We start from the raw sequence: 25,636 nt of genomic DNA, 5'->3' as shown, positions 1-25,636 counted from the left end.
TTCGAACGGCCGTGGCACCCCGGGCGCGTCGCGTTTGCCGTTCGGTTCCGCAAAGCGGGCTGGACAGATTTCCCGCTCCTCCTGTATGGCATGAGGCGGAGCCGGGGGAAACCATGGACATCACGATACGCGACGCCGTGGAGGCGGATCTTCCCGGCATCATGGACATCTACAACGACGCCGTCGCCAACACGACGGCGATCTGGAACGAGGCGGTCGTCGATCTTGACAACCGCAAGGCCTGGTTCACCGCCCGCCGCGAGCGCGACTTTCCGGTGCTCGTCGCCGCGCGCGGCAAGCAGGTGATCGGCTATGCCTCCTACGGCGACTGGCGGGCCTTCGACGGCTACCGCCACACGGTCGAGCATTCCGTCTATGTGCGCGGCGATTGCCGCGGCACCGGCACGGGCAAGCGCCTGCTCAAGGCGCTGATCGACCGGGCCAGCTTCAACGGCGTCCATGTGATGATCGCCGGGATCGAGGCGGAGAACGCCGCCTCGATCAAGCTGCACGAGAAGCTCGGCTTCCGGGTGGTCGGCAGGTTCAGCGAAGTCGGCATCAAGTTCGGCCGCTGGCTGGACCTGACCTGCATGGAACTCAAGGTGCCCAAGCGCTAGACCCACCCGGTCCGGAGAAGCTCAATCCGGATCGAAGCGGAGCGCCACGCCGTTCATGCAGAAGCGCAGGCCCGTCGGCGGCGGGCCGTCCGGGAAGACGTGGCCGAGATGGGCGTCGCAGTCCGTGCAGCGGATCTCCGTGCGCGTCATGCCGTAGGAATAGTCGGAATGGTCGCTCACCGCGCCGGCTTCGATCGGCTCGTAGAAGCTCGGCCAGCCGGTGCCGGAGTCGAACTTCGCCTCCGACCGGTAGAGCGCCCTGTCGCAGCAGATGCAGCGATAGGTGCCCTTCCTGGAAAGGTCGAAATCCGGGCTGGAAAAGGCGCGTTCCGTGCCGTGTTCGCGCGTGATGCGGAACTGCTCCGGCGTCAGGATCTCCCGCCACTCGTCCTTCGTCCTGTTGACCTTCAATGTCTTCGTGTCGCTCATGGCGTCCTCCTGTCGGAGCCATAGATAGGGTGCCGGGGGCGGCAAGACAATCGGCGGCCGGTTCCGATGGGCATTGGCGATCCTGCCGCTTGCATGGTAGGGTAATACTGGTTTTCACATGGGTATTACCGAGGATTTCATGAGCACGACGGTAACGAGCAAAGGGCAGGTGACGATCCCGAAGGCCGTGCGGGATCTTCTCGGCATCGGCCCCGGCAGCAGGGTCGAGTTCCGCCGGGCGGGGGATGGCAGCGTGGTCGTCGTGCCCGTGGACGAGGCGCGGCCGCAAAGCCGGTTCGCCCGCCTGCGCGGGCAGGCCGGTCAGGGCATGACGACGGACGAGATCATGGCGCTGACCCGCGGCGAAGATTGACCATGTTCCTGGTCGACACGAACGTCCTGCTGGATCTCGTGACGGAAGACCCGGCCTGGGCCGCGTGGTCGCAGGCAGAGCTTGAGGCCGCCGCGCTGCTCGGCCCCCTCGCGATCAACGATGTCGTCTATGCCGAACTGTCGGTGCGCTACAGGGACATCGCCGATCTCGACGCGATGATCGCGCTTGCGGAACTGGAGCACCTGCCTATTCCACGACAGGGGCTTTTTCTTGCGGGAAAGGCCTTCCGGGCCTACCGGAGTTCCGGCGGCAGCCGCACGGGCGTGCTTCCGGATTTTTTCATCGGCGCCCATGCCGCGATTGCCGGCCTGACCCTGATCACGCGCGATGCCGCGCGATATCGCACCTATTTCCCGAACCTGGCCTTGCGCACGCCCGACCTGCGTGAAGGTGGGTAAAACGACGCGCCCTTGCTGTTCAAGGGTAGCGATTTCCGGCATACCGACATACAACCGGCGATCTGAGAAAAACACGGCGCGACGGGCAAAGCCCGCGCATGAGGGAGAGGGGATGCTACCGGACACGATGGGCTTGACCTTCCTTGCCTTCTGTCTGCCGTTTCTCGGCGCGCTGGTCGCGCCCGCGCTCACGCGGCTCCTCGGGCACAATGCCGCCTGGCCGCTGGCCCTGGTGCCGGCGGCGATCTTCCTGCACTTCCTCGGCTTCAACGCGGAGGTCGCGCGCGGCGAGATCGTCACGGGCGGCTATGCCTGGGTGCCGTCCTACAATGTCAGCTTCTCCTGGCTGATCGACGGCCTGTCGCTTGCCTTCCTGCTGCTGATCTCCGGCATCGGCACGCTGATCATGCTCTATGCCGGCGGCTACCTGAAGGGGCATGCGCACCAGGGGCGGTTCTTCTCCTTCATCCTGATGTTCATGGGCGCGATGCTCGGCCTCGTCGCCTCCGACAGCTTCCTGATGCTCTTCGTCTTCTGGGAACTGACCTCGATCACCTCCTTCCTTCTGATCGGCTTCGACCATGCGCGGGAGGCCGCGCGCCGCGCCGCGCTGCAGGCGCTGGTCGTTACCGGCGGGGGCGGGCTCTTCCTTCTGGCGGGGCTGCTGCTGCTGTGGAACGTCACCGACGTCACGCAGCTTTCGCTGCTCATGTCCTTCGGCGCGGAGGTGCGGGCGAGCCCCTTCTACCTGCCGCTGCTCTTCCTCGTCCTCGGCGGCGCCTTCACCAAGTCGGCGCAGTTCCCGTTCCATTTCTGGCTGCCCAACGCCATGGAGGCGCCGACGCCCGTCTCGGCCTATCTCCATTCGGCCACCATGGTGAAGGCCGGCGTCTATCTGCTGATGCGGCTCAACCCCGTGATGGGCGGCACGCCCGCCTGGGAGACGATCCTGCCGGCCTTCGGCGGGCTGACGCTGCTCGTCGGCGCGGTGCTCGCCATCCGCCAGACGGACCTGAAGCTGATGCTGGCCTATACGACGGTCGCCTCGCTCGGCCTTCTCGTGATGCTGACCGGCTTCGGTTCCGAGCATGCGGTGGCCGCCGCCGCGCTCTATCTCGTCGCCCATTCGCTCTTCAAGGGCGCGCTCTTCATGGTCGCCGGCCTCGTCGACCACGAGGCGGGCACGCGCGACATCACCCGGCTCGGCGGGCTCAGGCGGGCGATGCCCGTCACCTTCCTTGCCGCTCTTTTCGCCGCGCTCTCCATGGCCGGCCTGCCGCCCTTCTTCGGCTTCCTGGCCAAGGAGGAGGTCTATGCGGCGCTTGCCGGCGGCAGCCTGCGCGCCGTCGCGTTCACCGTCGCGGCCGTCATCGGCAACGGGCTGATGTTCGCCGTCGCCTTCGCCGTGGCGCTGAAGCCGTTCCTCGGCCCGCCGGCCAAGACGCCGAAGCATGCGCATGAGGGGCCGGCCCTCCTGTGGATCGGCCCGATGCTGCTCGCCGTCCTGGGGCTGGTCAGTGGCCTCTTCTCCGCCGTCACCCATGGCCTGCTGACCGCGCCGCTCGCCTCCGCCATCGCCGGCAGGCCGGAGACGGTCACCGTCTCGGCCATGCCGCATGCCGGCCTCGCGCTCGTGCTGTCCGTCGTCACCATTGTCTTCGGCATCGCCGTCTTCCTGTTCATCGACAAGGCGCGCGCGGCGGCGAACCGGCTGATCGAGGATATCGGCTGGGGGCCGGACCGCGGCTTCGACCAGGCGATGGCCGGCCTCGTGCGCGCCGCCGCGGCAGTCACCCGGCTTGTCCAGTCCGGCCGCATGGAGATCTACATGACGGCGACCTTCGCGGCGATCGCGCTGGCGCTGCTCGTGCCGCCGGCCGTCTATGGCGAATGGCCGCGCCTGCCGGTCTGGCCGGCCGACATGCCGTTCCATGAACTGGCCGTCATGGCGCTCGCCGTCCTCGGCATCGGCGCGGTGCTGACGGCGAGCAACCGCCTGACGGCCATCGTCGCGCTCGGCATCCAGGGCTTTTGCGTCGCCATGCTCTTCCTGCTCTTCGGCGCGCCGGACCTCGCCTTCACCCAGTTCATGATCGAGACGCTCTCGGTCGTCATCCTCGCCCTCGTCATGACGCGGCTGAAGCTGACGCCGCGCGACCACCGGCCGCTCGCCGAGAAGATCGCGGACGCCGTCATCGCCATCGCCTGCGGCCTCGGCTTCTCGCTCTATCTCCTGAAGGTCACGCAGGGCCGCTTCGACACGGCGCTCACCGATTTCTTCAACCTCTATTCCAAGACGATCGCGCACGGCGCCAATGTGGTGAACGTCATCATCGTCGATTTCCGCGGCACGGACACGCTGGGCGAGATCACCGTCGTCATGGTGACGGGCCTGGCGATCCTGTCGATCATCCGTATCCGCAAGGGGAGGGCGTGATGGGCCGGGTCTTTGGTCGCCGCCCCCAGGGGCAGGGCAATGCCGCTACCCCGCACGCCCCCGCGAAAGGCCGTCCGCCGATGAACACGCTCATCTTCCGCACCGTCGCCCCCTTCCTCACCGCGCTCATGGTGCTGTTCTCGCTCTTCGTGCTGCTGCGCGGCCACAACGAGCCGGGGGGCGGCTTCATCGGCGGGCTGATCGCGGTGTCGGCCTTTGCGATCCTCGGCATCGCCAACGGCATTGCCGCCGTGCGCAGGGCGCTGTGGTTCCACCCGATGGCGATCTCGGCCTTCGGGCTCTTCATCGCGGCGATCGCCGGCCTCCTGTCGATCTTCTTCGCCGTGCCCTTCATGACGGGGCTGTGGATCTATCCCACCGTCCTCGGCGTCGAGATCCCGCTGTCCAGCGTGATGCTGTTCGATACCGGCGTCTATCTCGTCGTGGTGGGCGCGATCACCTCGATCGCGCTGGCGCTGGAAGCGGAGGACGACGCCTGATGGACGTGCCCTTCGTGCTCCTCGTGGGCCTGTTCTTTGCCGCCGCCGTCTACCTGATGCTGTCGAAGTTCCTGGTGCGCGTGCTGCTCGGCGTCGTGCTGCTCGGCAATGCGGTGAACCTTCTCCTCTTCACCAGCGGCCGCATCCTGCGCGAGGTGCCGCCGATCATCCCGGCCGGCCATGACGTGCCGCAGGCGCTCACCGCCAATCCGCTGCCGCAGGCCCTCATCCTGACGGCGATCGTCATTTCCTTCTCCTTCTTCGCCTTCCTCATGGTTCTCGTCTACCGTGCCTACCAGGATCTCGGCACCGACAACGGCAACGAGATGCGGCTGGCGGAACCGGAGAACGAGCCCCTTCCGCCGACCGGCTACTGACAGGAACCGACCCGCCAATGGCCGCAACGCCGACCGATCTTACCGCAGCCCTCGTCATGACGCCGGTCGCCACCGCCGACTGGCTGGTCGTGCTGCCGCCCGCCTGGTGCATTCTTGCCGGCGCGGTGCTCCTGATGGCCCGCAAGGCGCTGCGCCTGCAGGGCCTCCTTGCCGTTCCCGCGCTGGCCGTGCTGGTGCTGCTCGATGCGCTGCTCTTCGCCCATGTCTTCGCGAACGGTCCCGTGACGATGGTGATGGGCCGCTGGCTGCCGCCCTTCGGCATCGCGTTTACCGCGGACCTGACGGGCGTGCTCTTCGCCCTTGCCGGCGCCGTCGTGGCCCTTGCGGGCGCGGTGCATGCGCTCGGCGATATCGACGCGAGCGGCCGGCGCTACGGCTTCTATCCCTTCCTGCTCCTGCTGATGGCCGGCGTTTCCGGCGCCTTCCTGACGGGCGACATCTTCAACCTCTATGTCTGGTTCGAGGTGCTGCTGATCTCGTCCTTCGGCCTCGTCACGCTCGGCTCGGAGCCGCGGCAGATCGACGGCGCGATCAAGTATGCCTTCCTCAACCTCGTCGCGACCACGCTGTTCCTCATCGCGACCGGCTATCTCTACGGCATCTTCGGCACGCTCAACATGGCCGACATCGCCACCAAGGCGGCGGCGGGCCGCGCCGAACTGCCGCTGATGACGCTTGCCATGCTCTATTTCACCGCCTTCGGCATGAAAGCCGCGGCCTTCCCGGTGAATTTCTGGTTGCCGGCCTCCTACCACACGCCGCGCGTCGTGGTGTCGGCGCTGTTTGCGGGCCTGCTCACCAAGGTCGGCATCTATGCGCTGCTGCGCACGCTGATCATGCTCTTCCCGGTCGAGCGGGAGGAACTGAGCTTCGTCATCGCGCTCACCGGCGCGGCCACCATGCTCCTCGGGGCGCTCGGCGCGCTCGGGCAGGCCGATATCCGCCGGTTGCTCGGCTATCTCGTCATCTCGGGCATCGGCGTCATGCTGGCTGGCCTGTCGCTGGGCAGCCCCGGCGGCACCGGCGGGGCGATCTTCTATGCGCTGCATTCCATGGTGGTGATGACGGCGCTCTACATGGCCGCGGGCCTTGCCGGGCGGCTTGCCGGCACGTTCGACCTTGCCCGCCTCGGCGGGCTCTATACGCGCTCTGCGCTGTTCTCCGCCCTGTCTCTTGTGCTGTTCTTCGCCGTCTCCGGCCTGCCGCCCTTCTCCGGCTTCTGGCCGAAGGTCATGGTGGCCAAGGCGGCGATGGATATCGGCGCCTGGTGGCTGGCGGCGACGGTCCTCCTCACCGGGTTTCTGACGACCATCGCGGTCGGCCGGGTGTTCCTTCTGGCCTACTGGCGGCCGGCCGCCGGCTCCATGGCAGCGGAAGCCATTCCGGCGAGCGCGCTCGTGCCGCTTGCCGCGCTCACCGCGCTGACGGTGGGCTTCGGCCTCTTCCCGGATGCGCTGCTGTCGACCATCCAGCTTGCCGCGCAGGGGCTGGCCGATCCCAGGGCCTATATCGGCTCCGTCTTTCCGGGAGGCAACTGACATGCGGCCCGCCTTCACCGTCGCCCTCTTCGCGCTCGCCTGGCTCGCCGTCTCCGGCAGCTTCACGCTTCCCAACCTCGTGCTCGGCCTTGCCGCGGGCGCGCTGTCGCTCGTCTTGATCCGCGATCACATCCAGCCGGACGGAAGGCGCATCCGGCCCTTGAAGGTGCTGTCGCTCACCCTGCTGTTCGTCAAGGAACTGGCGCTGTCGGCCTGGAAGGTGGCGGTGCTGGTGGCGAGCCCGAAAATGGCGCTGAAACCCGGCATCTTCGCCTTTCCGCTGACGGTCGACCGGGATTTCGAGATCACGCTGCTCGCCAACCTCATCACCCTGACGCCGGGCACGCTGTCCGTCGACGTCTCCGCCGACCGCAAGGTGCTCTATGTGCACGCGCTCGACTGCTCCGATCCCGTCGGCACCCGACGGGACATCGCGACCGGCTTCGAGAAGAAGATCCTGGAGGCCTTCCGCTGATGAGCGCCGAAACCGTCATCTCCACGGCCGCCACGATCGCGCTTTTCCTGATGTGCGCGGCTTTCTTCCTGACGGCCTATAGGGTCGTCAAGGGGCCGACGCTACCGGACCGCGTCGTCGCGCTCGACATGCTGGTGGCCATCGCCATCGGCTTCATCGCCGTCCTCGCCATCAGGACCGGCTTCAACCTCTATATCGACATCGCCATCGCGCTCGGCCTCGTCGGTTTCCTCGCCACCGTCGCCTTCGCGCGCTTCGTGCTGCGCCAGGGCATGGAAGCGGACGAGGCGGGGGCCGGGAACGAAAGCCCGGTGCACAGGGGCGTGCGCCACGGCAAGGCGGCCAGCACCAGGAGGCGGGGCTGATGGTGGATCTTGTTCTTGCTATCGTCGTCGCCGTCATGCTGGTCGCCGGCGGCATCTTCACCTTCCTGGCGGCCCTCGGCGTCGTGCGCCTGCCGGACGTCTATACGCGCATGCACGCCGCCTCGAAGGCGGGCACGGTCGGCTCTGGCCTGATGCTCTTTGCCGCCGGCATCCATTCGCTCGACGCGGCGATCTTCACCCGGGCGCTCGCCGGCTTCGTCTTCTTCGTGCTGACGGCGCCGATCGCCGCCCATCTCGTCGCCAGGGCCGCACACGAGGCCGGCTATCGCCTCTCGCGCCATACCGTGCTCGACGAGATGCGCGATGCGCGCGAGCGCGGCAACAAGAAACGTTGATAAATGGTTTAGACGCAAGCCCAGAAATTGTAATATCCCCTTAATTTTGACGGCTTGTATTTCCCCGCGAAGTTGTTCAGTGTTGTTCCTTAAAATAATACTGGACAATGCATTGCGGAATGATATTTCAGGCGAAGTAAAGCATTCCAGTTGATTAACTTTCATGCGGAATTCTTGTCTAAGTTGAGTTGGGGCCGCATCTATGCCCGCAGGGTATATGGCCCGGCAAGAGCTGGCGCATGGCGCGTGGCGCGACGGGCGCTGTAGTGGAAGTTATCTTGACGGAAATGTCTGCATTTCGACCGACGGGCATTATTCTGCCACAGGATCGCCCGACAGGAACGCGTTACGCCGATATCGTTGCTCAGGCCGGTGGATAGGACCATCGACCTTCGTATTGTCCGACAGGAGAAAGAAATGACCGAAACAACCCTTGGCGCCGGCGCCAATCTGCTTGTGGAACTGACCGCCGATATCGTTGCTGCCTATGTCGGCAACCATGTCGTGCCTGTCGCGGAACTGCCGGGCCTGATCGCCGACGTGCATGCCGCGCTCAACAACACGACGCAGCCCGCCGCCGCCGTGGAAGCGCCGGTCGTCGCCGAGAAGCCGAAGCCGCCGGTTCCGGTGAAGAAGTCCGTGCAGAACGACTACATCATCTGCCTGGAGGACGGCCAGAAGTTCAAGTCGCTGAAGCGCCACCTGATGACCCATTACGGCATGACCCCGGAAGAATACCGCGAGAAGTGGGACCTGCCGGCCGACTACCCGATGGTCGCCCCCTCCTATGCCGAGGCCCGCTCGCGCCTCGCCAAGGAAATGGGTCTCGGCCAGCGCCGCAAGGCCAAGTAAGCCCACTCATCTCTGCCGTTCGAAGGCCGGTCCTGCCAGGGGCCGGCCTTTTGCGGTTGCCGGTGCGGAAGACCGCATATCAGCACGAGATGGAGGAATAAAAGCCTATATGGGGACAATTGGCCTCATTAAACAAAGAAATTCAATGCATGATTGCGGAGTTTCGCTTCATTCGTCCCCGCGGATCCTCTAAGGTGTATGAATAAATTCCTATCAACGGAGTGGCCAGTCATGCACCAGTTCATCGTTCCCCACCGCCGGTCGTCCCTCGCAGCCAGGCCCTGCGCCGATCCGGCGCCGGAGACCAAGAGCGCCGTGCCCGGCGAGGCGGCGCCGGCCGTGCCGTCGGGCATCGCCTGCCGGATCGTGCGCCAGCTCGTCCTGGAAATGACGGCGATGACCGGCGAGCGCGCGCTGCGCCGGCGCGACAGCCGGCGCTCCACCTGCCATGTGCGCCAGATCGCCATGTATGTCTGCCATGTCGTGCTGCGGCTGTCGCTCTCCGATATCGGTGCGGCCTTCGGGCGCGACCGCACCACGGTCGGCCATGCCTGCAACGTGGTGGAGGACCGCCGCGACGATGCCGCCTTCGATGCCTTCGTCTCGGCGGTCGAGCGCGTCGTGCTGGCGGTCTTCGGCCCGGCGGGGATCGGCAGCCATGCGTGAGGGGGGAGAAGCGAACGACGCCGCGCTGGGAAAAGCCCTGCAAGCCCTCCTGGCGGCCGGTGCGGCCGGGATCGCCGAGGACGCCGCGCCGGCGGTTCTGGCCGAGGGGCTGCGCCTCGGCCTCGTCCGGCGCGCGGGGGGCCGGCTCTTGGCGACGGCGGAGGCGCGGGCCCATCTCAGGCGCCGGCTCTGCACGGCCGAGACGCCCTTCGCCGCGCAGCACCGCGACATGGCCGAGGTGACGGTGCTGCGCGACGGGGTGCGGGAGCGGGCGCTTGCCAACCGGCTGGAATCGCCGCTGGCGGGCCTTGCCCGCCTGAAGGAGAAGACGGGCGGGGCCTTCCTGCCGGACACCGCCCTTGCCGCCGGCGAGCGGCTGCATGCGGATTTCACCCGCGGCGGCTTGCAGCCGCGCATGACCATGTCCTGGGAGCCGCGCATCGCCGGCCGCCAGAAGGGCGAGGCGGGCGCGGCGCGGGACCTCACCGACACCGCGTTTGCCGCGCGCCATCGCGTCGCGCGCGCTGTCGCGGCGGTCGGCCCGGAGCTCTCAGGCGTCGCGCTCGACGTCTGCTGCTTCATGAAGGGGCTGGAGACGGTGGAGCGCGAGCGGCAATGGCCGGCCCGCTCGGCCAAGCTGATGCTGCGCGCCGCCCTGATGGCGCTCGCCCGCCACTACGCCCCGCCGGCCCCCGCCGGGCGGCGGGCGCATGCCTGGGGCGCGGAGGGGTATCGGCCGGATCTGCCGGTGTGAGGGGCGCGGTTGGCTATGGCAACCCTCTCTGCCTGCCGCTTGTGGGGGAGGGCCTTCCGGCCGCCTAAGCCGCCACCCGCACCGCCGCCTCTTCCCTGATGCGCCGCACCATCGAGCGCAGGCCGTTGGCGCGCTGGGAGGAGAGGTGCTCGACGAGGCCGATGGCGTTGAAGGTGTCGATGGCGTCTAGGGCGGCAATCTGCGAGGCGCGCTTGCCGGAATAGATGGTGAGCACGATGGCGACGAGGCCGCGCACGATATGCGCGTCCGAATCGCCCTCGAAGGTCATCACCGGGTCGGCGCCCGCGCCGGCCTTGCTGACGAGCCAGACCTGGCTGGCGCAGCCCTGCACCTTGTTGGCGGCCGTGCGCTGGTCCTCCGGCAGGTCCGGCAGCGCCTTGCCGAGTTCGATGACATAGCGGTAGCGGTCCTCCCACTCGTCGAGGAAGGCGAAGTCGTCGATGATCTCTTGCAGCGTGGCCATGGTTCTTCCGTGTGCGGGGACTGCCTTCATATAGGCGAGGCCGCTTCGAATTTGAACCGGAAACCGCCAGGACAAAAAGAAACGCCGCAGGGAACGGGTCCGTGCGGCGGTTGCAGGGCAACGAGTGAGGCAGGCAGAAAGACGGGGGGCGGTGTCAGCCCTTTCGGTCGGGGCGGCGGGTCGGGATGGCGACCGTGCCGGTGATGATCTCGTCGTCGGCGTCGATGGCGGCGACGGCCGGCAGCGGCTGGTCGAGCGCTTCCTTGCCGGCCGGATCGGCCGCGGCGACCGCGGCGCCTTCTTCGGCGAACTGGGTATCGAGGAACTGGTAGGCGATGCGGGCGCCCTCGCGGGCCCGGTGGCCGAGGGCGACGAAGGTCTCGGCGCCCTTCTCGCAGACGTCGGGCTTTTCGAGGCACATGGCGGTGACGTAGTGCAGGGCTTCACTGGCGGCGGTGAACGTGTCGCCGATCTCGACCGCCGGGCCCTTCTCCAGCTTGGCGGAGGACTCCGCGTCCAGGAAGGGGAGCAGGACGAGAACCAGTGAGAACCAGAACGTTCCCTTGATCAGAAACCACATCGCTTGCCATCCTCGTTGTCGCCTCGGCTCTTTGCGGCCTTCGGCTCGTTTGGTCCTTGGCGAACCGTTGATGCGAGAATAGGGGCGGGAAGGAAATTCCCCTTTGCAGGAATCATTCGGGTTTTGCCCAGTTTTGATTAAAATGCCGTCCATCTCGCCTTTCCCGGCACTTTAAGCGCATTTGAGGCGGATTTTAGCGACCGGCGTTAAGGATCGTGGCGGGCGGTGCGGCGGCAAGGCGCCGGAATGCCGGGAGCGGCCTTTCCGGCGCTTTGCCCAAGACGTTAACATGAACAGAAAAATGCCGCAAAATGAGGCGCTTACGCCCCGTTAACCACGCCGGACGAATGGCCGTTGGATTGCCCCGAAATGGGACTTTTGGCCCTTTTTGACCCGCTTTGCGCCCCCGCCGTTTATTCTTTCCTTAAGCCGCCGATGCGATTTTGGGCGCACCAAAAGAATATAAACGGCAGGGTTTCGCGTTGCGCCAATTGAGCACCATCGCTGACAGAATGGCAGCCCGCCTGGGCGCCGTCGCCGGCGTTGCTGGCGTTGCCGGCGATGAGCGCCCGCCCGCGTCCCTGCGCGCTGTCACGCTGGCGCTGCTGGCGGCCGTGCCCGGCCTGCCGCTCGCCCTGTCCGCCGTCATGCCCGCCTCCGCCGCGCTGCCGGCCGGGGTGGCGCTTGCCGGCGCCGGCGCGCTGCTGACGGCGGCTGCCGCCGCGAGCCGCGAGGCAGGGCCCGGGCCGCAGAAGACCTTTGCCGAGGAGCTTGCCGCCACCGTCCCGCCTGCCGCCTCTCCCTATGACCTCTTCGCCGGCCTCGTGACGCTGCACGATGCGCGCGGCTTCGTGACCGCCGTGCACGGCCGCGACCGCGCCGACATGCTCGCCTGGCTGCGCGACCCGATGGGCCGCGGCTATCTCGACCAGATCCATGTGTCCGACCGCATCGGCTTCCTCGCCGCGATCGACCGCCTGCGCCAGGGCGGCACGCGCGAGACCGTCGAGCTGCGCATCGACCGTCCGCGCCTCGATCTGGACACCGAGCAGTTCACCCATATGCGCGTGGAGATGACGGCGCTTGCCGGCGCGGACGGCGCGCTTTGCGCCGTCGTCGCCCAGTCGCGCGACATTTCCGACGAGGCGCGGCTGCGCGGCGAGAGCGCGCGCAAGGCGGCCGAGGCCGAATCGGCCAACGACGCCAAGACGCGGTTCCTGGCGGCCGTCAGCCACGAGCTGCGCACGCCGCTGAACGCCATCCTCGGCTTTTCCGACATCCTGTCGGGCGAATATTTCGGCAGGCTGGAGAACGACCGGCAGCGCGAATATGTCACGCTGATCCACCAGTCGGGCTCGCACCTCCTGTCGGTCGTCAACACCATGCTCGACGTCTCGAAGATCGAGGCGGGCCGCTACGAGCTCCTGACCGAGCCCTTCCTGGTCGCCGACAGCGTTCGGGCCTGCGAGCAGATGCTCGGCCTCCAGGCGCGCGACAAGGGCATCACGCTGGCGAGCCGCGTGCCGCGCGCCATCGGCGAGGCCGTCGCCGACCAGCGGGCGATCCAGCAGGTGCTCATCAACCTCGTCGGCAACGCGATCAAGTTCACCGACCGCGGCGGCATCGTCACCATCGACGCGGCGCGCGAGGGGCGCGACCTCATCCTGACCGTCAGCGACACCGGCATCGGCATCCCCGCCGACAAGCTGGCGCTGATCGGCCAGCCCTTCATGCAGGTGCAGAACGAATATACCCGCAAATACGAGGGCACCGGCCTCGGCCTGTCGCTGGTCAAGGGCCTCGTGACGCTGCACGGCGGCAGCTTCGCCATCGAGAGCCGGCCGGGCGAGGGCACCGTCATCACCGTGCGCGTGCCGGCGGACGGCTCCGGCGCCGCCGCCCCGGAAAGCGAGCCGCGGCCGGGCAGCGCATCCACCGTCGAATTCCCGCCGCGCCTTGCGGCCGTGGTCGAGACCGTTTACGAGCCGTCGCTGGATGGCAAGGACACGAAGCATGAACGCGCACGTCAGAAGACAGCCTGAGCGGCGGCCTGAGGGCCAGGCCCGCAAGGGCCGGTCCGGCGCGCGCGCGGCGCCGCGCCGGCCGAACATCGTGATCACCGGGCTTGCCGCGCTCGGCGGCCTTGCCGCGCGCCACCCGACCGCGATCGGCGGCACCTGCGCCTTCATCGTGGTCTTCTCCTTCGTCGCCGCCAATGCGCTGTGGTATCAGCCCGGCGGCCATCCGGCGCCCTTCCTGAAGATGCGCTCGGCCGACAATTCCCTCGGCTTCACCGCCACCAGGCCCGAGCCGCACGACGTGACGACCTTCGTCATCGAGCGCGCCGAGGAGGGCGAGCCGCTGCCCGAGATCACCGGCGTGACGCCGGCCGAGCGGCCCTTCGACGAGGTGGCCAAGGTCATCGAAAGCAAGCCGGCCCAGACGCAGGCGGAGGCCGAGGAGGACCCGGTCGCGGCCGCCATCCTGCGCGCCGAGGCCGACCCGGCCGTCACCTCCGCCGTCGCGCGGCCGGCGCCGAGCGACCTGGTGATGAAGATCCAGAAGGGTCTCAGCAACATCGCCTATGCGGATATCGCGGTGGACGGGCTGATCGGCGAGAAGACCCGCACGGCGATCCGCCATTTCGAAAAGCACTACCGCCTGCCGGTGACCGGCGAGCCGAACGAGCAGGTGCTGGCCAAGCTGAAGGACATCGGCGCGCTCTGAGGCGGCCGGGGGATTTCGCCTGTGGTCGAGACCTCTCTTTGCAATATCGCGTAGGGAATTCGACTTTGCCGCTCCTTCCTTCTCCCCGGCGGGGAGAAGGTGGCCCGAAGGGTCGGATGAGGGGGCGTCGCGGGTAGAAGCCCTTGTTTTTTCTTGCCTTCGGCACCCCCTCATCCGCCTGCCGGCACCTTCTCCCCGCTGGGGAGAAGGGAAGAGTGGCGACGGTTTCCTTCCCATGCGCGATGGCCCTGGCTTCCTCGGGGCAGGGCAGAGGGGGTATCATGCGTCGGCATTGCCCCCGCGGGCGCGAGCCTGTATGCCGCGTCCATGCGCCTTCGTTCCGATATCTTCGTTTCCGCCCTGATGCGTCGCGTCTTTTCCCGCGGCGATTTTGCGGCCGTCGAGGCGAAGGGGGCGGAGGAGGCGGGGGCGGTGTTCGTGCGGCAGGTGTTCCGCAACGGTTCGGAAAGCCTCCATGCCCCGGCGCCGCAGAGTTTCTTCGAGGCCGAGGAGAGCGGGCTCAGGCGCTTCGAGACGCGGCTGGAGCGGGTCGGGGCTGAGGCGGTGGCCGAGGCGCTGGCGCGCGAGCGGCGCTTCGACGGCGACCTCTGGGTGGTGTCGATCGAGACGGACGAGGTTGGCGACCTCATCGACTTTGCCGGTGCCGGGCCGAAGAAGGACGACGGGTTCTTCCGGCGCTAGGCGTTTCCCCGGCCTGTTCCCGCGGGAACATCGCCGGCGCACCGGGCATGGCAGAAGGGAGGCACACAGGCGCTCGCCTGTGTCGAAGCCTCGGAGAAACGCCATGTTCATCGTGCTGCCCGCTCTTGCACTCCTGATTTCGGGAATGTTCGTCGTGACCATGCTGGCCGCGCTCTCGGCCGAGCGCAACGAAGGCGCGGCGATCCGCGTGCCGGCCCGGCGCCGGATTTTCTGATGAAAAACTCAGCCGGCGGCGCGGTGCCGTGCGGCTTCGGAGGACCTGCCGCGGTCACCATGCGCGTCGTCGCCGTTGGCCGCCTTCGGCAGGCCGTTGCCGTTCGTGTAGCTGTCCGCCCGCTGCCAGCTTTCGACACGGTCGATCGCTTCCGCCCGGTCTAGCGCCGCAAGCAGCGCCGCCGCGCCGCCTTCGGCAAGGTGCGGGTAGATCTTCGCCAATACGAACAGGCTGTCCTCTTCCGGCACGTCGAGCGCCAGCAGGGTCTCGGCAAGCTGCCGCCCCGACACATCGAGGAGGATGCGCTCGGACAGCCACTGGCTGGAGCCGAGCGCGTCGGCGAGCGTGACGGCCAGCATGCCGGCCTCGCCCGCGCGCGCAAAGCGCACGAACAGCCCGTGGTGGGCCTCGCTCGCCGGTTCGAGGCCGGCAGGGGCCGCCACCGCGGGCGTTGCGGCGCGCACCAGGGCGCGCAATTCCTCGCGGATCTGTTCTTCCCGCTCCAGCCTTGCCGCTTCCTTCAGCGAGGCCGCGCGGTCCTCGCCGGCCTTGCGGCTGGCATGGTCCTGGTGGCTGGCGACCAGCGCCTCGACCACGGCGGGCGAGAGGTCGTCGCGCCGGCCGATGGCGCGGGCATGTTCCGGCCCGGCGGCGCGCAGGATGCGCAGCAGCGTCTGGTCGGCGATGGCCCTGGAGCCCATGAGGAAGATGGCGGCGACGGCGATGGGCCGCGTGGCGATGAAGAGGGCGGTCTCGTCCGGCACCTGCGGGCAGCGCGAGAGTGCGGCGACGGCCTGACGGCGGGCCTCCTCGGTGGAGGCGTTATAGAGCGGCTCGAAGAGTTCAGCGAACTGGCGCAGGTCCGAGCGCGAGGGAAAACGCAGGCTCTCGAAGCTGGAGACCGTGGCCATCAGCACGATGTCCTTCGGCCGCCCCGCCTGCGGTCTTTCCAGTTCGCGAAACCTGTCCGTCACAAAACACCCGTCAATCCCCGGAGCGGCAGCCCCTTGCCGCTTCCAAACCGTTCACGAAAAGTAGAGGAAAAGCGTTAGCAGACCGTTAACCTTGCTCGCGCGGAAACCGCAATGTTTACAAGGTAGTGTCGCCGAAGTTGCAGATCGCGGGGCGTGCCGCATCGGGGCAGGTGCCCGATTGCCCGCCCACCGCCGGCCCTGTGCCGCAGGGAACAGCGCACACGCACTCTTCACGCTAGTGTTAACAGCATGTTAACCCGACAGTCGCTAGTTTTAGGGACATGGATCGGCTCGTCTATTGCGATGGACGTGTTATGATTCGATCATGTGAACGGTGGTTCCGTCGAAAGACGCCCGCCGTTCCGCGAGGGAAAGGTGCGATGTTCCGGATGCCGGACGGTCGCCAGACACATTCCCGTGAAGGGGAAACTTCTGGTCCCGTATCGCCGTTTTCCACCCGTATGCGACTGGGGAGGCATCGATCTCGCGTCGCTTCCGGGTGTGACGGAACCGGATGCACCGGCCCGTGGAAACGGGCAGGGTGAGATTTGTAGGAGTGCTTCATCCGTCTCGATTCTTCTTTTGGAGGCGAGAATGGCAGACGTGGTACGATTGAAGGAATGGCTCGCGCGGACGCCGCGCCGCGACACCATCCGCCGTGAGGCTCCGGCCCAGGTTCTTCTTTTCACCGGCGTGCGATACGAGCGCCTGACGCCCGCCATGCTGGCGGCCCGCGGCAAGGCAGCAAAGCAGGGCGCGCAGGACACCGCCCGCCGGCCCTGATTATCTTCCGGTCGCTGTGCGCAGTGCGGCGACCTCTCCTCCGGCATGGTCGGCCTTGATCCGACCATCCACAGCAGCGCGTGCTGCGCGGATCCTCGGGTCAAGCCCGAGGATGACGACAAAGGGCGAGGCGACGTCGTCGCCAAACAAGGCTCTCCTCGGAGCGGCCCTTCCTATTGTTCCGTCGTGAAGGGCTCGCAGCCCGCATCCGCCAGGAAGGCGGCAGCCGCTTCCTCGCGGCTCTGCGTCGGCACGAAGGTGCGCAGCACGGCATAGCCTTCCTCGCCGCGCATCTCCACCAGGATCGACTGTTCCAGTTCCGCCGGCACGGCCTTGCGGATGGCGATGAGCTGGATGGGCGTGGCGACCAGCGTGTCGAGCGCGCCGTTGACCGAGGTGCGGTCGTTCATGCTGAACACCTCGTTGGAGGCGCTGTCATAGACGGCGAGCGACCAGAAGGGCACCTCGCCCTCGGCAAACAGCCGGATGGGCCCGGTTTCCACCGAAAAGGCGCAGACCGCCGTCTTCATCGCCGGGTCGTCGTTGATCGGGGCGAGCGTTTCGCCACCGCCTGCCAGCGGGAAGAAGCGGTTCGCCTCGCCGAAGGCCTGCACGCGGGTATAGGCATCGCGGCCGGTGAAGCTCGGCAGCGAGAGGATGATGACGATGTGCAGCAGCGCCGCCCCGACGAGGCCGACGGCGATGGCATAGAGGAGGCTACGCATCGGCACAATCCAGCCGCGTGATGCCGGGCATGGCAAGGTCGATGACGCCGGAACTGCCGGCTGTCGGCGTGTCGAGCAGCGTCATGACGAGCAGGAACGGCGCCTTGCCCTCCGGCACGGCCAGCCAGTTGCCCGGCGTCGCCGAAGAGGCGATGCGGATGGAGAAGGTGCTGTCGGCGCCGCGCAGCACCGACCAGGCGTTGAGGCCCGTGGGCAGGTCGGGGCGGGCGCCTTCCAGCGGATTGCCGTTGCGGTCGGCCGCATGCAGCGTCCAGAGCCGCGCCGGCGGGGTGATGCCGCGGATCTCGTAGCGGCAGTTCTCCACCAGCGTGCGGCTCTCGCTGTCGGTGGCGGCGGTGAAGGTCAGGCCCTCGGCGCCGCCGAGCAGCAGCTTGCCGTCGCGCGCCCGGTGCGCCTTCGCATAAGGGTCGGCATCGACCGTCTGGGCGGCGGGGAAGGCGGTCCAGGGCCCGAGCGCGATGGCGCCGAAGCCGACCGTTGCGCGCAGCGCGTAGATCGAGCTCAATATGCCGAGGCCGAAGGCGACGGCGAGCGCTGTGGCGATGACGAGGGGCGTGCGGAACAAGGCGATCGACCGTTGGAATCAGGTTGCCGTCACTCTGTCCGGTTCGCCGGAGCAAGGTCAAGCGCTGCGTCGAGCGCGGCGACCCGTCCGTCGGCCTTCAGCGCCTTCGCCGCGCCGAGGTCGCGGGCGACATCCTTCAGGAGCTTCGTCACGTCGGCCGACAGCGAGCGCGGGCGCACGAGCGCGGGCAGGGCGTTCTCGTCGCCTGCCGTCGCGGCCACCTCCTTCGCCGTCTTGCCGTCCGGCAGCGGGTTCTCGATGCCGGGGATCGCGCGCAGCTCGATGCCCTGGTGGGCATAGTCCATCAGCCGCTTGAAGGTCATGGCGGGCAGCGAGCCGCCGGTCATGTTGTTCGTCGAGGTATAGTCGTCGTTGCCGAACCAGACGGCGGTCGTGTAGTTGCCGGTGAAGCCGACATACCAGGCGTCGCGATAGGCCTGGGTGGTGCCCGTCTTGCCGCCCGAGACGATGCCGCGGTCGAGCGCGCCGCGCCGTGCCGTGCCGCTCACGGGAATGGTGACGAGGATGCGGTTCATCGAGGACATGGCCGCCTGCGACAACACTTCTCTCGCCGGCGGCGCGTCGCGGCCGAAATCGTAGAGGATGTCGCCGTCGTAGTTGAGGATCTGGCTGATGCCGTGGCGGCGCGACTGCAGGCCGCCGGCGGGGAAGACGGCATAGCCCGTCGCCTGGTCGAGAACGGTGACCTCGGAGGTGCCGAGCGGCATGGTCTTGTCGGTGCGGATCGGCGTTTCGACGCCCATCGCCTTCGCCAGTTCCGCGATGCGCTTCGTGCCGAGCTTCTCCTTGGCAAGGCGCACCGGCACGGTGTTGATCGACTTCGCCATCGCCGTCATCAGCGTCATGCGGCCGGCATAGCTGCGGCCGTAGTTCTGCGGCGACCAGCCGCCCCAGCTGATCGGCGCGTCGACGATGGTCGTTTCCGGCGTCATGCCCGATTCCATCGCGGCGGCGTAGGTATAGGCCTTGAAGGACGAGCCCGGCTGGCGCAGCGCGCGCGTGGCGCGGTTGAACTGGCTCTCGCCGTAGTCGCGTCCGCCGACCATGGCGCGCACCGCGCCGCCGTTCTCCACCATGACCAGCGCGCCCTGCTTGACGCGGTAGCTCTCGCCGTACTGGCGTAGGCCGCTTTCCACCGCCTCCTCGGCGGCGGCCTGCAGGCCCATGTCGATGGTCGTGCGCACGACGAGGGAATGCTGGGCGAAGGGTTTTGCGATGCGCTGCACCTCCTCGAAGGCCCAGTCGAGGAAGAAGTCGGGCGCGGTCTTCTCGTTGCGGTCGATGACGCTGGCGGGATTGCGCCGCGCGGCGATCACCTGGCCCTCGGTCATCAGCCCGCCCTGCACGAGATTGGTCAGGACCTCGTTGGCTCGCGCGCGCGCGGCAGGCAGGTTGACATGCGGGGCGTAGCGGGCGGGGGCCTTGAACAGGCCGGCGAGCATGGCGGATTCGGCAAGGTTCACGTCCGTCACGTTCTTGCCGAAATAGAACTGCGCCGCTGCGGCCGCGCCAAAAGTGCCGCCGCCCATATAGGCGCGGTCGAGATAGAGGCGCAGGATCTCCTTCTTGGAGAGGTTGGCCTCCAGCCAGAGGGCGAGGAAGGCCTCCTTGATCTTGCGCTCGATGGTACGCTCGTTGGACAGGAACAGGTTCTTGGCAAGCTGCTGGGTGAGCGTGGAACCGCCCTGCACGACGCCGCCGGCGCGCGCATTCTCGTTCATGGCGCGGGCAAGGCCGAGGAAATCGATGCCGAAATGGCTGAAGAAGCGGCGATCCTCCGTCGCCAGCACCGCCTTGATCAGGTGGTCGGGCAGTTCGTCGATCGGCGCGGAATCCTCGTGGATGATGCCGCGATGGCCGATCTCGTTGCCGTAGCGATCGAGGAAGGTGACGGCGAAATCGCTTTGCGCGCGCCAGTTGCCCTTGGTCTCCTCGAAGGCGGGGAGCGCGAGGGCGAGCAGCAGGATGAAGCCGGCCGTGCCGAGGTTCATGCCTTCGCCGGCCACCTCGAAGACGGCCTTCTTCCAGCCCTTCGCATGGAAGCGGCGGGAGAAGATGGTAATCTCCTCCCAGATCTCGGCCGCGCGGAAACCGGCGTTCCAGACCGTGGAATCGATCCAGGAATCGATGCGCAACAGGAAATGCCGCTTGCGGCGGCGGGGTCTTTTGGGCGTCTGGCTGTCGTCTTCCACGGTTCGCATACCTTCCGGCGGGGGCGGGGCGCAGCCTGCCTGCACTGGGTTAACGTCCTCTCACCACCGGTTTATTCGACGAGGATATCAGTCTTTTGAAACGAGAAGAACGGATTTCGCGCGGGGACGGTTAGCGGCCGGGCCCTTGACCTTTGCGGCCAAGGGGTCCAGGGGTCGGGCATGACCACGCGCCCTGCCGAAGACCTGCCGTTCTGGAAGACCAAGACGCTCGCCGAGATGACCGACCCGGAATGGGAGAGCCTGTGCGACGGCTGCGGGCTGTGCTGTCTCAACAAGCTGGAGGACTGGGACACGGGCGAGATCGTCTGGACCTCGATCCGCTGCGTGCTGCTCGACGGGGAAAGCTGTCGATGCTCGGACTACGAGAACCGGCAGGCGACCGTGCCCGACTGCATCCGGCTGACGGTGGAGGGCGTGGAAAAGATCTCCTGGCTGCCGCCGACCTGCGGCTATCGCCTCATCCGCGACGGCGAGGACCTCTACTGGTGGCACCCGCTGGTCTCCGGCGATCCCGACACCGTGCACCAGGCCGGCATTTCCGCCCGCGGGCGCACGGTGAGCGAGGAGGGCCTCGATGTCGACGACTACGAGGATTATCTCGTGACCTGGCCGCTGGAAGTGGGCGAGGGGAAATAGCCTCCCGAAAGGTTTTCGCGGAAAATAGGAAAATAGTCCTTGACGGCGTGACGGTGGTCTGATAGGGTCATGGCATAGTCGGAAAGGTGCGGGCGGAGGGATCCGGCCCGGTTTTCCCGGAGGCCGGTGGAGCGGTGAGCTTCGCCCGCGGACGGCTTTTCGCATCCGACGCAGGAATTTATTGACAGGCGCTCGTTCCCTTCGGACCGGGCGCCTTTTCCTTTGGGGGACCGGCATGGAAGCGGATCTGGCGATCGATCTCGATCTTTTCGGCGTCCTTCCGGCGCCGGTCTATGACGGGCTCGGGCAGCGGCGGGCGGGCCTGGAGGGCGGCGCGGCGCCGCTGCTCGACACGAAGGCCGAGGCGCCGCTCGATCCGTTTCTCGACATGCAGGCCATGCTGCTCGAAATGACCAAGGAGCTGCGCGAGCGTTTCCAGCGCTTCCAGAGCCAGAAGGCATTTGCCGAGGCGGAGGCCGACGCGGCCAAGGACGAGGCCTTGCGCAAGCAGGCGCAGGCCGACGCCAAGGCGGCGATCGAGGCGGTCTCGCTGATCGTGCGCACGCTGGAGAAGATCGACAGCCTGCAGCGCACGCTCGTCCATGCACGGGCGGAGGCGGACGCGGCGTGCGGCGAGGACGAGGACGAAGCGGCGCTGGCGGCGGAGTTCGACCGGCTCGTCGAAGAGCGCGTGAAGGATCGGCTGAATGCGGCGAAGGAAGAGTGGATGCGCGGCTCAGGGGCTTGCCGCGATGCTGCCGCGCGGGCGGAAAGCGGACCGTAGGGCACGGCGCGCCTGCCGGCGTATCGGCAAGACATTCGACGCGGATATGCGGGCGGCGGCTGCGGGTTTGAGGATGATCGAGGAGAAGCGGGGGCGGGCGGCGTTTTCGATCGAGGCCGATGCGCTGGAGGCGGGGATTTCGGGGCGGGGGGGCGGTGAGGTCTGCCCCTCGTCTGAGGCTTGCGCCTCATCCCCCTGCCGGGACAGTCTCCTTGGCTGCGGGGAGAAGGGGGATGTGGCGCCCGCTTCTTCCATTTCTCTTGCTCCCGATGGGGAGGAGGCCCTGGCCCCATCCCCTTCTCCCCGCAGCCAAGGAGACTGTCCCGACAGGGGAATGAGGGGCGAGGCCGAAGGAACAGTTTCTGCCCGCGGAACACCGATCACCCCGACCCGCCCGCACCAGTTGCGCGGCTGGCACTTCCATCATCGTCTTGCCCAGATGCCGCCGAAGGGCGACTGGCGGGTGTGGCTGCTGATGGGCGGGCGCGGCTCGGGCAAGACGCGGGCGGGGGCCGAATGGGTGCATGCGCTTGCGGGCCAAAATGCGGACCTGCGCATCGCGCTGGTCGCCGAGACGCTGGGCGATGCGCGCGAGGTGATGATCGACGGCGTGTCGGGCATCTGCCGGATCGCCGGGCGCGCGCGGCCCGACTTCGAGGCTTCGCGCCGGCGGCTCGTCTGGCCGAACGGCTCGATCGCGCAGATCTTCTCCTCCGAGGACCCGGAAAGCCTGCGCGGGCCGCAGTTCCACTTCGCCTGGTGCGACGAACTACCTAAAGGATTGTGTGCACACGCGCAACCGAAGATTTCCGAAGCAAAAACAGCAGCATAGTTGAAATCAAAAGAGTTGGTTGGACGAGCAATCTTCGCTCGCTTCTTGAATGGGCGGATATAAACTCTGAGTTGCAATATGCAGCAAGGAGTTGAGCAGATGCAGTTTCGTGTATGGGGTCGAGTTGATGGTGCTGCGTTCGATGAGGTCTTCCAAAGCATTCAGGAATGGCGAGTTGAACGCGCTATGTGCGAGCGTGCTGGTGTTGAGGTCGACGTGCATGGCATGCAGTCGGTGACAGCATGAAGTTGCTCACACCTGAATTGAGAATCGCTCTTCTTGCTAACAATCTGGCTGCACGTGACGCTGATCATGTACCAGTCGTCAAACTTTTCGTGCCTTGGTCGAATGCTACGTGGCTACTGACGGAAATGGAGCCAGATGGACGGTGCTTCGGTTTATGTGATCTCGGCCTTGGTGAACCCGAATTGGGTTATGTCAGTGTAGAGGAACTGGAAAGCATTCGCGGCCCTGCTGGTTTGACCGTCGAGCGTGACTTGTATTGGCATACTGAAAAGCCATTGAGTGTCTGGACGACATTAGCACGGCAACATAGGCGAATTACAAAGCCAGATTAGAAACTGATAAAGCCCCGGAAACGGGGCTTTTTGTATGCTCGTTTATCGTGCGATTGCTTCTGATACGGCGCTAATGGTGCCGATCATTAATCCCCCTACAAAACCACTGACGATTTTGAAGGCGAAAAGAAACAATATGGCTTGCCACAATGGCAGTGAAATGAACCAATAGAACGCTGCTAGTACGGTAATTTCAAACACTATAATCTCCTATTTTCAATCGGTATCGCAGCCGACGTTAATGCCATCGATATCTAAGGGAAACCTCATAAGGAAAAGCCCACTAGGCAAATGAGGAAGTCCTAGTGGGCTTTGCATGCGGAGTAATTCATGCTTGTGAAGACCATGACTTGCCTTCATTCCTATTTATGCAAACGCGCTGCTTTATCGGCTCTTACCGCTTCGATCCATTCCTGCTTTGTAAGAACCTGAATAACCGTATCGTCCGTATTGGATTTCGTTTGCTTTAGCGATTTAATACCGAGCGTACGGCTCCTATTTGGGTGGTCGATATATTTGATATTCTCGTATGTCCAAGGAAGTGTATCATCGATACGACCTACATGGCTTGTTCCGGCTTTGCCGGTTATCCGTTCAAGCCGTTCGGGCGTTTCAGTGATCCATCTTGTCCAGTCGAACAAGTCCATTCGGAATTGCTCGTTCTTCCTGTTCATGCGGTAATTTCGAAAGCCGTAGAACGTTTGCCTGATGCGTGCTTCTGTGTGTTTGTCCATCTTGCTATTATGCATCCATAGGTGAACTCGTGTCATTAAACGACTACGGGTGAGACCGAATATCTCACCCGTTGAGCAGCCAGGCACGTTTCCGTATCCCTGCGTATTTAGCCGTGCTGAAAGGCTTCACTCAAAGTGAGGCGGAAACGCCTGTAGACGCTCGTACAGCGCGTCCAGTCTCAAACGCATCAAACTGCGCGGGTGCACTGGATCGCGTTCCTGGAGCATCTACGGGCTGCTGTGAGTGTATTTGCGTGCTGTGGAGCGTGTCGGGTTTGGTGCGCCAATTCCAACGACCCCAATAACCCAAAATCTTTTTCCCTACGGCTATGCCGCAAGAACATCGGCTATGCCGCAATGACAACGGCTTTGCCGTACTCGCCGGGGTGATAACCCCAAGAGAGCGATAGCGAACTCCGAGGTGGGGAAATGAGGACGGATTCGGCTTCAGCCGAAACGGACGAAGTTTCCACCTTGGACGCTTTCAGCGGTTATAATCTGAGGTGGGGAACTTGGCTTATATATCTCTATAAGAGATATAAGTTAAGTTTCCTACTTCAAATTGTAGCCGTTGAAGTGCGAATATAATAGTATAAGTTGTGTTACCTACTACCCGATAAACAGGGAAGTTTTCGGCGCGATCAAGCCTGATCTAGGAGAATGGCATAAATACTAGGCGATGCAATGTCGCACTCATGTCTTGGCAGACATTTCGACCCAGATCGCTCCAACGGTCTGGGTTTTCTTTAAATTTAATAATGACTTGGAAATGAAGTAGGAAACATAAATAGAAGTGCAGAAACGGAAATTGGAGTTTCCCTGCAAAATTAATTGCCAGACATGAGGTATTTCAAGTGAAGCCATCCGACCTAATTTTCATCACCAAAATCAGCGCACGCGTATCCAGTGAACTTCAGCATGACGAAGTTGAAGGATTTATCGAGAAGATGTTCAAACTCTACAGCCGCAGCGCATCGTACCAATCTAAGAACGGCGTCCAGTTCACGCTCAAGTTTGACGAGTACATGGCTTTGTATTCGGATCAGATGCTCAACAGCATGGCGCGTTCGTATAAGAAGGATACCGTCGAAAAGAGGCAAAACCAATATAGCAATTACGCATTACTCCTCACGTGGAAATCTCGACAGGACAAACTCAACGGAGTGATGAACGAGCAAACGGCGGTGATCGCTGGTCGCGCTAAGTCCAAGCACAATTGCCGCTATTTGCCTGATGAAGAGCGATCGGTTGCAGACAGAAAGAAAATGTCAGACGCGAAAATAGGCACAAAAAGACCCGAAGAGGTCAAGGCCAAGATTTCCGAGACCAAAACAGGCGTGCCGAATTCAGACGAACACAATGCAGCAATCTCCGCAGCAACAAAGGGTGTTCCAAAATCGGCGGAATCAAACAAGAGGCGTAGCGAGGCGGCCAAGGCATATTGGGCTGCTAGGAAAGCCGCGCAGTCGCGTTAAGCCTCACCCACTTCGTTCGCTCAGAGAATCCGGTCCGAAATGGCCGGGTTTTTTGTTGCCCGCATAAATAAGAGAAACAGAAGGAGAAGCCACCAATGGCCCGTAAGAAGAGATCACACGAATACAAACTCTCGGAAGAGACCCGCAAGCGCATGAGCGAAGCGCAGAAGGGCAAATCAATGAAGCCGGAAACACGTGCGAAACTATCAGCGGCACGTAAAGGTGTTCCAAGATCACCAGAGGCACGCGCTGCTATCTCGGCTGGTAAACTCGGGAAGAAGCGATCACCTGCGGAATGCCAGGCAATCCGGGAAGGTATGCGCAAGCGTCGTGAACGACTGAAGCGGGAGAAACAATAGGTTTCCGGCCTATATGAGCATCATTTTGA

At 65.1% G+C, this 25,636-nt stretch carries 33 protein-coding genes and 1 pseudogene; 24 read left to right on the top strand and 10 right to left on the bottom strand.

All coding sequences use genetic code 11. The features are described from left to right. Window positions 1-113 precede the first annotated feature (113 nt). Entirely contained in the window at window positions 114-617 is a 504-nt protein-coding gene (locus AB3G45_RS19900) for an N-acetyltransferase family protein (RefSeq protein WP_367832183.1), read from the top strand. A 21-nt stretch (window positions 618-638) separates the two neighbouring features. Here AB3G45_RS19900 and msrB read toward each other — a convergent pair whose 3' ends face one another. After that, entirely contained in the window at window positions 639-1,046 is a 408-nt protein-coding gene (gene msrB, locus AB3G45_RS19895) for a peptide-methionine (R)-S-oxide reductase MsrB (RefSeq protein WP_367832182.1), read from the bottom strand. Between the two features lie 139 nt (window positions 1,047-1,185). On the opposite strand from msrB, the gene AB3G45_RS19890 reads away from it, so the two are divergent. The 12 genes from AB3G45_RS19890 to AB3G45_RS19835 all read left to right on the top strand — a co-directional run bounded on the left by AB3G45_RS19890 (window position 1,186) and on the right by AB3G45_RS19835 (window position 10,179). Then, the gene (locus AB3G45_RS19890) at window positions 1,186-1,419 is read left to right on the top strand and encodes an AbrB/MazE/SpoVT family DNA-binding domain-containing protein (RefSeq protein WP_367832181.1); all 234 of its coding nucleotides are present in this window, start codon (window positions 1,186-1,188) and stop codon (window positions 1,417-1,419) included. A 2-nt stretch (window positions 1,420-1,421) separates the two neighbouring features. Beyond that, window positions 1,422-1,838 carry a type II toxin-antitoxin system VapC family toxin gene (locus AB3G45_RS19885; RefSeq protein WP_367832180.1) on the top strand — a complete coding sequence of 139 codons (417 nt, stop codon included), beginning with the start codon at window positions 1,422-1,424 and terminating at the stop codon, window positions 1,836-1,838. Between the two features lie 112 nt (window positions 1,839-1,950). Further along, window positions 1,951-4,275 carry a putative monovalent cation/H+ antiporter subunit A gene (locus AB3G45_RS19880; RefSeq protein WP_367832179.1) on the top strand — a complete coding sequence of 775 codons (2,325 nt, stop codon included), beginning with the start codon at window positions 1,951-1,953 and terminating at the stop codon, window positions 4,273-4,275. A gap of 80 nt (window positions 4,276-4,355) precedes the next feature. Next, window positions 4,356-4,775 carry a Na(+)/H(+) antiporter subunit B gene (locus tag AB3G45_RS19875; protein ID WP_367832178.1) on the top strand — a complete coding sequence of 140 codons (420 nt, stop codon included), beginning with the start codon at window positions 4,356-4,358 and terminating at the stop codon, window positions 4,773-4,775. Further along, window positions 4,775-5,152, top strand: coding sequence for a Na+/H+ antiporter subunit C (locus tag AB3G45_RS19870; RefSeq protein WP_367832177.1), 378 nt, complete (start codon window positions 4,775-4,777; stop codon window positions 5,150-5,152). The genes AB3G45_RS19875 and AB3G45_RS19870 overlap by 1 nt, the downstream gene beginning before the upstream one ends. Before the next feature lie 17 nt (window positions 5,153-5,169). Further along, on the top strand, window positions 5,170-6,711 hold the full coding sequence (locus tag AB3G45_RS19865; RefSeq protein ID WP_367832176.1) for a Na+/H+ antiporter subunit D: 1,542 nt from the start codon (window positions 5,170-5,172) through the stop codon (window positions 6,709-6,711). 1 nt (window position 6,712) lies between these two features. Further along, window positions 6,713-7,186 (top strand): Na+/H+ antiporter subunit E, encoded by a 474-nt coding sequence (locus AB3G45_RS19860; RefSeq protein WP_367832175.1) that lies wholly within the window; start codon window positions 6,713-6,715, stop codon window positions 7,184-7,186. After that, a complete protein-coding gene (locus AB3G45_RS19855; RefSeq protein WP_367832174.1) occupies window positions 7,186-7,551 on the top strand; it encodes a cation:proton antiporter in 366 nt (121 codons plus the stop codon). Before AB3G45_RS19860 ends, AB3G45_RS19855 begins: the two co-directional genes overlap by 1 nt. Beyond that, window positions 7,551-7,907, top strand: coding sequence for a monovalent cation/H(+) antiporter subunit G (mnhG, locus tag AB3G45_RS19850; RefSeq protein WP_367832173.1), 357 nt, complete (start codon window positions 7,551-7,553; stop codon window positions 7,905-7,907). The genes AB3G45_RS19855 and mnhG overlap by 1 nt, the downstream gene beginning before the upstream one ends. A 417-nt stretch (window positions 7,908-8,324) precedes the next feature. Next, entirely contained in the window at window positions 8,325-8,759 is a 435-nt protein-coding gene (locus AB3G45_RS19845; RefSeq protein WP_367832172.1) for a MucR family transcriptional regulator, read from the top strand. 231 nt (window positions 8,760-8,990) lie between these two features. Then, window positions 8,991-9,425, top strand: coding sequence for a helix-turn-helix domain-containing protein (locus AB3G45_RS19840; RefSeq protein WP_367832171.1), 435 nt, complete (start codon window positions 8,991-8,993; stop codon window positions 9,423-9,425). Beyond that, window positions 9,418-10,179 (top strand): DUF6456 domain-containing protein, encoded by a 762-nt coding sequence (locus AB3G45_RS19835; protein WP_367832170.1) that lies wholly within the window; start codon window positions 9,418-9,420, stop codon window positions 10,177-10,179. The genes AB3G45_RS19840 and AB3G45_RS19835 overlap by 8 nt, the downstream gene beginning before the upstream one ends. A gap of 64 nt (window positions 10,180-10,243) precedes the next feature. On the opposite strand, the gene AB3G45_RS19830 is transcribed toward AB3G45_RS19835, so the two are convergent. After that, the gene (locus AB3G45_RS19830) at window positions 10,244-10,663 is read right to left on the bottom strand and encodes a SufE family protein (protein ID WP_367832169.1); all 420 of its coding nucleotides are present in this window, start codon (window positions 10,661-10,663) and stop codon (window positions 10,244-10,246) included. A gap of 154 nt (window positions 10,664-10,817) precedes the next feature. Further along, window positions 10,818-11,243, bottom strand: coding sequence for a DUF5330 domain-containing protein (locus AB3G45_RS19825; protein ID WP_367832168.1), 426 nt, complete (start codon window positions 11,241-11,243; stop codon window positions 10,818-10,820). Between the two features lie 512 nt (window positions 11,244-11,755). On the opposite strand from AB3G45_RS19825, the gene AB3G45_RS19820 reads away from it, so the two are divergent. The 4 genes from AB3G45_RS19820 (at window position 11,756) to AB3G45_RS19805 (ending at window position 14,907) form a co-directional block, all read left to right on the top strand. Continuing rightward, window positions 11,756-13,285 (top strand): sensor histidine kinase, encoded by a 1,530-nt coding sequence (locus AB3G45_RS19820; RefSeq protein WP_367832167.1) that lies wholly within the window; start codon window positions 11,756-11,758, stop codon window positions 13,283-13,285. Continuing rightward, window positions 13,257-13,970 carry a peptidoglycan-binding domain-containing protein gene (locus tag AB3G45_RS19815; RefSeq protein WP_367832166.1) on the top strand — a complete coding sequence of 238 codons (714 nt, stop codon included), beginning with the start codon at window positions 13,257-13,259 and terminating at the stop codon, window positions 13,968-13,970. Before AB3G45_RS19820 ends, AB3G45_RS19815 begins: the two co-directional genes overlap by 29 nt. A 327-nt stretch (window positions 13,971-14,297) precedes the next feature. Then, window positions 14,298-14,672, top strand: a complete 375-nt coding sequence (locus AB3G45_RS19810; RefSeq protein WP_367832165.1) for a DUF1491 family protein — start codon at window positions 14,298-14,300, stop codon at window positions 14,670-14,672. Between the two features lie 103 nt (window positions 14,673-14,775). Further along, the gene (locus AB3G45_RS19805) at window positions 14,776-14,907 is read left to right on the top strand and encodes a hypothetical protein (RefSeq protein ID WP_367832164.1); all 132 of its coding nucleotides are present in this window, start codon (window positions 14,776-14,778) and stop codon (window positions 14,905-14,907) included. Window positions 14,908-14,915: 8 nt separating this feature from the next. Here AB3G45_RS19805 and AB3G45_RS19800 read toward each other — a convergent pair whose 3' ends face one another. Continuing rightward, window positions 14,916-15,881, bottom strand: coding sequence for a DUF2336 domain-containing protein (locus tag AB3G45_RS19800; protein ID WP_367832163.1), 966 nt, complete (start codon window positions 15,879-15,881; stop codon window positions 14,916-14,918). A gap of 594 nt (window positions 15,882-16,475) precedes the next feature. Here AB3G45_RS19800 and AB3G45_RS19795 point away from each other — a divergent pair. Then, window positions 16,476-16,664 carry a hypothetical protein gene (locus AB3G45_RS19795; protein ID WP_244769947.1) on the top strand — a complete coding sequence of 63 codons (189 nt, stop codon included), beginning with the start codon at window positions 16,476-16,478 and terminating at the stop codon, window positions 16,662-16,664. A gap of 173 nt (window positions 16,665-16,837) precedes the next feature. On the opposite strand, the gene AB3G45_RS19790 is transcribed toward AB3G45_RS19795, so the two are convergent. The 3 genes from AB3G45_RS19790 to AB3G45_RS19780 are packed head-to-tail and all read right to left on the bottom strand — an operon-like array spanning window position 16,838 to window position 20,197. Then, on the bottom strand, window positions 16,838-17,389 hold the full coding sequence (locus AB3G45_RS19790; protein ID WP_367832162.1) for a DUF1254 domain-containing protein: 552 nt from the start codon (window positions 17,387-17,389) through the stop codon (window positions 16,838-16,840). Continuing rightward, complete coding sequence (locus AB3G45_RS19785; protein ID WP_367832161.1) at window positions 17,382-17,975, bottom strand: DUF1214 domain-containing protein; 594 nt, start codon at window positions 17,973-17,975, stop codon at window positions 17,382-17,384. Before AB3G45_RS19785 ends, AB3G45_RS19790 begins: the two co-directional genes overlap by 8 nt. A gap of 29 nt (window positions 17,976-18,004) precedes the next feature. Then, on the bottom strand, window positions 18,005-20,197 hold the full coding sequence (locus AB3G45_RS19780; protein WP_367832160.1) for a transglycosylase domain-containing protein: 2,193 nt from the start codon (window positions 20,195-20,197) through the stop codon (window positions 18,005-18,007). A 171-nt stretch (window positions 20,198-20,368) separates the two neighbouring features. Between AB3G45_RS19780 and AB3G45_RS19775 the strand changes: the two genes are divergently transcribed. From AB3G45_RS19775 to AB3G45_RS19765, 3 genes and pseudogenes are all read left to right on the top strand, one after another. After that, a complete protein-coding gene (locus tag AB3G45_RS19775) occupies window positions 20,369-20,845 on the top strand; it encodes a YcgN family cysteine cluster protein (protein WP_367832159.1) in 477 nt (158 codons plus the stop codon). Window positions 20,846-21,080: 235 nt separating this feature from the next. Beyond that, on the top strand, window positions 21,081-21,629 hold the full coding sequence (locus tag AB3G45_RS19770; protein ID WP_367832158.1) for a hypothetical protein: 549 nt from the start codon (window positions 21,081-21,083) through the stop codon (window positions 21,627-21,629). 439 nt (window positions 21,630-22,068) lie between these two features. Next, a pseudogene (locus AB3G45_RS19765) lies at window positions 22,069-22,407 on the top strand (terminase family protein); the annotation flags it as partial. 60 nt (window positions 22,408-22,467) lie between these two features. Here the strand turns inward: AB3G45_RS19765 and AB3G45_RS19760 are convergent. Next, complete coding sequence (locus AB3G45_RS19760; protein WP_367832157.1) at window positions 22,468-22,683, bottom strand: hypothetical protein; 216 nt, start codon at window positions 22,681-22,683, stop codon at window positions 22,468-22,470. Between the two features lie 20 nt (window positions 22,684-22,703). Between AB3G45_RS19760 and AB3G45_RS19755 the strand changes: the two genes are divergently transcribed. Further along, window positions 22,704-23,039, top strand: coding sequence for a DUF2958 domain-containing protein (locus AB3G45_RS19755; protein ID WP_367832156.1), 336 nt, complete (start codon window positions 22,704-22,706; stop codon window positions 23,037-23,039). A 42-nt stretch (window positions 23,040-23,081) separates the two neighbouring features. On the opposite strand, the gene AB3G45_RS19750 is transcribed toward AB3G45_RS19755, so the two are convergent. Then, on the bottom strand, window positions 23,082-23,240 hold the full coding sequence (locus AB3G45_RS19750; RefSeq protein ID WP_367832155.1) for a hypothetical protein: 159 nt from the start codon (window positions 23,238-23,240) through the stop codon (window positions 23,082-23,084). 161 nt (window positions 23,241-23,401) lie between these two features. Further along, window positions 23,402-23,713 carry a hypothetical protein gene (locus AB3G45_RS19745; protein WP_367832154.1) on the bottom strand — a complete coding sequence of 104 codons (312 nt, stop codon included), beginning with the start codon at window positions 23,711-23,713 and terminating at the stop codon, window positions 23,402-23,404. Window positions 23,714-24,627: 914 nt separating this feature from the next. Between AB3G45_RS19745 and AB3G45_RS19740 the strand changes: the two genes are divergently transcribed. Further along, window positions 24,628-25,248 carry a hypothetical protein gene (locus AB3G45_RS19740; RefSeq protein ID WP_367832153.1) on the top strand — a complete coding sequence of 207 codons (621 nt, stop codon included), beginning with the start codon at window positions 24,628-24,630 and terminating at the stop codon, window positions 25,246-25,248. A gap of 95 nt (window positions 25,249-25,343) precedes the next feature. Beyond that, on the top strand, window positions 25,344-25,607 hold the full coding sequence (locus AB3G45_RS19735) for an NUMOD3 domain-containing DNA-binding protein (protein WP_367832152.1): 264 nt from the start codon (window positions 25,344-25,346) through the stop codon (window positions 25,605-25,607). Window positions 25,608-25,636: the final 29 nt, after the last annotated feature.

The organism is Shinella sp. S4-D37, from assembly GCF_040812195.1.
Classification (GTDB): Bacteria; Pseudomonadota; Alphaproteobacteria; order Rhizobiales; family Rhizobiaceae; genus Shinella.
The sequence above is the reverse complement of the archived record's forward strand: the minus strand, read 5'-3'. Positions and strand labels throughout refer to the sequence as shown.